A 6,000-nucleotide genomic window follows, 5' to 3' on the forward strand; every position below is an offset into this window, starting at 1 on the left:
GCGGAGTGACGACGTAACGACGGGCCCCGCTCCCGGTGGAGACCCCGCTTTCCGGTGTGGACCCCGCTTCCCGGTGTGGGCCCCGCTCTCGGAGCAGGGCCCGCTCGCCGGACGGGCCCGGCTCGCAGCGAGGACACACGCCCGTCCGGGACCCGGCTCGCAGCCGGGACACGGCACACCCTCAGCCGGGGCCCGGCTCCCGGACGGACCGGGCTCGCAGACGGGACACACCCTCAGCCGGGGCCCGGCTTCCAGACAGCCCCGGCTCGCAGACGGCACACACCCTCAGCCGGGATCCGCCTCCCGGACGGCCCCAACGCTCAGCCCTTCGGGTCCGCCGGATGCGGGGCCATCGGCAGCAGCGAGGCCAGCCGCTGCTCGCACAGCTCGACCAGCCGGTCGTAGCCCTCCTTGCCCATCAGCTCGGTCAGCTCCGGCCGATAGGTCACGTACACCGGGTCCCCGGCCCCGTGCGCGGACGTCGCCGAGGTGCACCACCAGTGCAGATCGTGCCCGCCCGGACCCCAGCCCCGGCGGTCGTACTCGCCGATCGTCACCTGGAGCACCCGGGTGTCGTCGGGCCGGTCGATCCAGTCGTACGTACGCCGCACCGGCAGCTGCCAGCAGACGTCCGGCTTGGTCTCCAGCGGCTCCTTGCCCTCCCGCAGCGCCAGGATGTGCAGCGAGCAGCCCGCCCCGGCGGCGAACCCCGGCCGGTTCTGGAAGATGCAGGACCCCTCCCAGCGGCGCGTCTGGCGTTCGCCGTCCTCGTCGACGCCGACCCAGCCCGACTCCGTACCGACGTCGTGGAACTGCCACAGGTCGGGGGTGAGCCGGGCCACGTTCTCGGCGACCCGCTTCTCGTCGTCCTCGTCGGAGAAGTGCGCGCCCAGCGTGCAGCAGCCGTCATCGGCGCGGCCCGCCTGGATGCCCTGGCAGCCGCTGCCGAAGATGCAGGACCACCGGGAGGTCAGCCAGGTCAGGTCGCAGCGGAAGACCTGCTCGTCGTCGCCGGGGTCGGGGAACTCCACCCAGGCCCGCGCGAAGTCGATGCCCTTCTCGTCGGACGGGTCGGGCGCGCCGACATCCGGTGTGTTCGCTTCCGGCCGTGCGCTCTCCTTGTTCGTCTTCTGATTCTTCGTTGCTTTGCCCGGCTTCGCCTTTTTCGTCTTTGGCACGAGCCCAGAGTAAGACGCGGCGGCGCAGTAGCGTTCCGGTATGAGACTCGGAGTCCTCGACGTGGGATCGAACACGGTTCATCTGCTGGTGGTCGACGCCCACCCCGGCGCCCGCCCGCTGCCCGCGCACTCGCACAAGGCGGAGCTCCGGCTGGCCGAACTGCTCGACGCGGGCGGCGCGATAGGCCCGCTCGGCGTGGACCGCCTCGTGGCGACGATAGCCGGGGCGGTCCAGGCCGCCGAGGACAAGGGGTGCGAGGACGTCCTCGCCTTCGCCACCTCCGCGGTGCGCGAGGCGACCAACGCGGACGTGGTCCTCGACCGCGTACGGGCCGAGACCGGCGTCGACCTCGCCGTCCTCAGCGGTGTTGAGGAGGCGCGGCTGACCTTCCTGGCCGCCCGCCGCTGGTTCGGCTGGTCGGCGGGGAAGCTGCTGGTCCTGGACATCGGGGGCGGCTCGCTGGAGATCGCCTTCGGGATCGACGAGGAGCCGGACACCGCCGTCTCCCTGCCGCTGGGCGCGGGCCGCCTCACCGGCGCCTGGCTGCCGGACGACCCGGCCGACCCCGAGCAGGTCAGGGCGTTGCGCCGGCACGTGCGGGCGAGCATCGCGCGGACGGTGGGCGAATTCAGCCGCGCCGGGCGCCCGGACCACGTCGTCGCCACCTCCAAGACCTTCAAGCAGCTCGCCAGGATCGCCGGCGCCGCCCGTTCCACCGAGGGCCTCTACGTCCAGCGCTGTCTCAGCCGAAGCGCCCTGGAGGAGTGGGTCCCGAAGCTGGCGGCGATGACCGTCGAGGAGCGCGGCCGACTGCCCGGCGTCTCCGAGGGCCGGGCCGCCCAGCTGCTGGCCGGGGCGCTGGTGGCGGAGGGCGCGATGGACCTGTTCGGCGTGGACGAGCTGGAGATCTGCCCCTGGGCCCTGCGCGAGGGCGTCATCCTGCGCCGCCTGGACCACCTCCCGGTGGAGCGGGCCGCACTGCCGAGGTGACGACAGGGCCGTACGTACGCCACATCCACAACGCCCACCTCATACGCCACATCCACCACGCCCACCACGTACGTCACGCACGCCTCGCACGTCACGCAATCCCCGTACGTCACGCCCACCCCGTACACCCATGGCCCTGATCACTTTCCGCCACGGCCCCTCGGCGCGGCGCACCACTGCCCGTACGCTGTCCAGGTGGCAGAACCAGTGGTGCGCATCCCCGATGCGAAGGTCGCCCTGTCAACGGCCTCGGTCTACCCCGAGTCCACCGCGACGGCCTTCGAGATCGCCGCGCGCCTGGGGTACGACGGCGTCGAGGTCATGGTCTGGACCGACCCCGTCAGCCAGGACGTCGAGGCTCTGCGCCGGCTCTCCGACTACCACCAGGTCCCGATCCTGGCCGTCCACGCCCCCTGCCTCCTGATCACCCAGCGGGTCTGGTCCACCGACCCGTGGGTCAAACTCCAGCGGGCCAGGGCGGCGGCCGAGCGGCTCGGCGCGTCCACCGTCGTGGTGCACCCGCCCTTCCGGTGGCAGCGCAACTACGCCCGGGACTTCGTGTCCGGGATCTGGCGGATGGCCGACGAGACGGATGTCCGGTTCGCGGTCGAGAACATGTACCCGTGGCGCTACCGGGACCGCGAGATGCTCGCGTACGCCCCCGACTGGGACGTCACCAACGACGACTACCGGCACTTCACGGTCGACCTCTCGCACACCGCGACCGCCCGCACCGAGGCGCTCGCCATGGTGGACCGGATGGGCGACCGGCTCGCCCACGTGCACCTCGCCGACGGCAGGGGGTCGGCCAAGGACGAGCACCTGGTGCCCGGCCGGGGCGACCAGCCGTGCGCGGAGCTGCTGGAGCGTCTAGCCCGTACGTCGTTCGACGGCCATGTCGTCATCGAGGTCAACACCCGCCGCGCGATGTCCTCCGCCGAACGTGAGGCCGACCTCGCCGAGGCCCTGGCCTTCACCCGCCTCCACCTCGCCTCCTCCGCCACGACCCCGGACCCGGCCACCTCCGCCACGACCACGGACCCGGCCCCCGAGACCCGCCGCCCGTGACCGAGAACGCACCCGCCCCCCGGCGCCGGGGCCGCCCCTCCCGCCAGGCCTCCGCCGAAGGCCCCGACGCCCGTACGCGCATCCTGCGGGCGGCCCGTACGGAGTTCGCCGAGCGCGGCTACGACAAGACCTCGATCCGCCAGGTCGCCAAGGCCGCCGGGGTCGACGCGGCCCTCGTCCACCACTACTTCGGCACGAAGGACGAGGTCTTCGCAGCCGCCGTCGAGCTTTCCTTCGAACCGGCCCTCGTCATCACCGAGGTCCTCGGCGGCCCCCCGGAGGGCCTGGGGGAGCGGCTGGCGCGCTACTTCCTCTCCGTATGGGAGAACCCGGCCACCCGCGCGCCGCTCGTGGCGGTCCTGCGCTCGGCGCTCACCCACGAGGCGGCGGCGAAGGTGCTGCGCGGCTTCGTCCTGCGGCGGCTGCTGGAGAGGATCGCGGCGGACCTCGACGTACCGGACGCCACCTTCCGCGCGGAGCTGGCCGCCTCGCACATGATCGGCATCGCGATGCTGCGGTACGTGATCCGCGCCGAGCCGCTCGCGTCGGCCGATCCGGAGGACATCGTCGCCATGGTGGCGCCGACCCTCCAGAGATACTTGACGGAGAGCTGAGCCGTACGGCAGCCGAGCTACGGCAGCTGAGCCGTACGGCCTGCGGCCCGTGCCCACCCAGCGACCAGGGTGTCCCGTATTCCGGACAGCCTGTCCAGATCTTGGATTCGGGGCGTACGCTCGAAGACGGTCTTTCTTTATCTGTCGGAGGCAGTCTCCCTGCCGAAGGAGCGAGCGACGATGCCCCAGCTGAGGTCCCGCACGGTCACCCACGGACGCAACATGGCGGGCGCGCGCGCCCTTATGCGCGCGTCGGGCGTAGCGAGCGCGGACATCGGCAAGCCGATCATCGCGGTCGCCAACTCGTTCACCGAGTTCGTCCCCGGCCACACCCACCTCGCCCCGGTCGGCCGGATCGTCTCCGAGGCGATCCTGGCGGCGGGCGCGGTCCCGCGCGAGTTCAACACCATCGCCGTGGACGACGGCATCGCGATGGGCCACGGCGGCATGCTCTACAGCCTGCCCTCGCGCGACCTGATCGCCGACTCCGTCGAGTACATGGTCGAGGCGCACTGCGCGGACGCGCTGATCTGCATCTCCAACTGCGACAAGATCACACCGGGCATGCTGATGGCCGCGATGCGCCTCAACATCCCCACCGTCTTCGTCTCCGGCGGCCCGATGGAGGCCGGCAAGGCCACCCTCGTCGACGGGACCGTGCGCAAACTCGACCTGGTCAACGCGATCAGCGACGCGGTCGACGAGTCCGTCTCCGACGAGGACATCCTCCGTATCGAGGAGAACGCCTGCCCCACGTGCGGCAGCTGTTCGGGCATGTTCACCGCCAACTCGATGAACTGCCTGACCGAGGTCCTCGGCCTCTCCCTCCCCGGCAACGGCTCGGTCCTCGCCACCCACACCGCCCGCAAGGCGCTGTACGAGGACGCCGGCCGCACGGTCGTCGAGATCACCAAGCGGTACTACGAGCAGGACGACGAGACGGTCCTGCCCCGCTCCATCGGCACCCGCGCCGCGTTCGACAACGCGATGGCGCTGGACATCGCCATGGGCGGCTCCACCAACACGATCCTGCACCTGCTGGCCGCCGCCGAGGAAGCGGAGCTGGCGTACGACCTCGACGACATCAACGAGGTCTCGCGCCGGGTCCCGTGCCTGTCCAAGGTCGCCCCCAACGTCGCCCCCGGCGGCACGTACTACATGGAGGACGTCCACCGCGCCGGCGGCATCCCCGCCCTCCTGGGCGAGCTGCACCGCGGCGGCCTGCTCAACGAGGACGTCCACTCCGTGCACTCCGACACCCTCGCCGAGTGGCTGAAGAACTGGGACGTGCGCGGCGGCTCCCCGTCCCCCGAGGCCGTCGAGCTGTGGCACGCGGCCCCCGGCTGCGTCCGCTCCGCGACCGCCTTCTCCCAGTCCGAGCGGTGGGACACCCTCGACCTGGACGCGGCGGGCGGCTGCATCCGCGACGTCGAGCACGCCTACTCCAAGGACGGCGGCCTCGCCGTCCTCAAGGGCAACCTCGCCGTGGACGGCTGCGTCGTGAAGACGGCCGGCGTCGACGAGTCGATCTGGACCTTCGAGGGCCCGGCCGTCGTCTGCGAGTCGCAGGAGGAGGCCGTCGACAAGATCCTCCGCAAGGAGATCGAGCCGGGCGACGTCGTCGTCATCCGTTACGAGGGCCCGCGCGGCGGCCCCGGCATGCAGGAGATGCTCTACCCCACCTCCTTCCTCAAGGGCCGGGGCCTGGGCAAGGTCTGCGCCCTGGTCACCGACGGCCGCTTCTCCGGCGGCACGTCGGGCCTCTCCATCGGCCACGCCTCACCCGAGGCGGCCTCCGGGGGCACGATCGCGCTCGTCGAGGACGGCGACCGCATCCGCATCGACATCCCGAACCGGTCCATCGAGCTGCTGGTCGACGACGCCGAACTGGCCACCCGCCGCGAGGCGCTGAACGGCGTGTACGCGCCCAAGGCCCGCGAGCGCAAGGTCTCGGCCGCGCTGCGCGCCTACGCGGCGATGGCGACGAGCGCGGACCGGGGCGCGGTCCGCGACGTCTCCAAGCTGGGCTGACCGCACAGGCACCGCCTTACGCCCGCACGCGCCTAGTCGGCTATCGAGCACGCACACGGGCCGGGTGCTCGACCACCCTCCTACTGGCCACACACGACCTCCAACAACCCCGCGTCAG

General features: G+C 71.9%; 5 protein-coding genes. 4 read left to right on the forward strand and 1 reads right to left on the reverse strand.

The annotated features are described in order from the left end of the window. Positions 1-320: 320 nt before the first annotated feature. The gene (locus tag AB0917_RS05270; protein WP_366818102.1) at positions 321-1,178 is read right to left on the reverse strand and encodes a hypothetical protein; all 858 of its coding nucleotides are present in this window, start codon (positions 1,176-1,178) and stop codon (positions 321-323) included. Between the two features lie 40 nt (positions 1,179-1,218). Here AB0917_RS05270 and AB0917_RS05275 point away from each other — a divergent pair, with 40 nt between their 5' ends. From AB0917_RS05275 to ilvD, 4 genes are all read left to right on the forward strand, one after another. Beyond that, complete coding sequence (locus AB0917_RS05275) at positions 1,219-2,169, forward strand: Ppx/GppA phosphatase family protein (protein ID WP_366818103.1); 951 nt, start codon at positions 1,219-1,221, stop codon at positions 2,167-2,169. Between the two features lie 207 nt (positions 2,170-2,376). Further along, a complete protein-coding gene (locus tag AB0917_RS05280; RefSeq protein ID WP_366818112.1) occupies positions 2,377-3,237 on the forward strand; it encodes a sugar phosphate isomerase/epimerase in 861 nt (286 codons plus the stop codon). Continuing rightward, positions 3,234-3,851, forward strand: coding sequence for a TetR family transcriptional regulator (locus tag AB0917_RS05285; RefSeq protein WP_366818104.1), 618 nt, complete (start codon positions 3,234-3,236; stop codon positions 3,849-3,851). Before AB0917_RS05280 ends, AB0917_RS05285 begins: the two co-directional genes overlap by 4 nt. Before the next feature lie 180 nt (positions 3,852-4,031). Then, positions 4,032-5,882, forward strand: a complete 1,851-nt coding sequence (ilvD, locus tag AB0917_RS05290) for a dihydroxy-acid dehydratase (protein WP_366818105.1) — start codon at positions 4,032-4,034, stop codon at positions 5,880-5,882. Positions 5,883-6,000 lie beyond the last annotated feature (118 nt).

This window comes from Streptomyces sp. NPDC007346 (assembly GCF_040703535.1).
In the GTDB taxonomy this organism is placed as follows: Bacteria; Actinomycetota; Actinomycetes; order Streptomycetales; family Streptomycetaceae; genus Streptomyces.

What these genes read in the sequence shown, in the direction of transcription:
- ilvD (WP_366818105.1), top strand. Translation starts at nt 4,032, where the DNA reads ATGCCCCAGCTGAGGTCCCGCACGGTCACCCACGGACGCAACATGGCG.
- AB0917_RS05275 (WP_366818103.1), top strand. Translation starts at nt 1,219, where the DNA reads ATGAGACTCGGAGTCCTCGACGTGGGATCGAACACGGTTCATCTGCTG.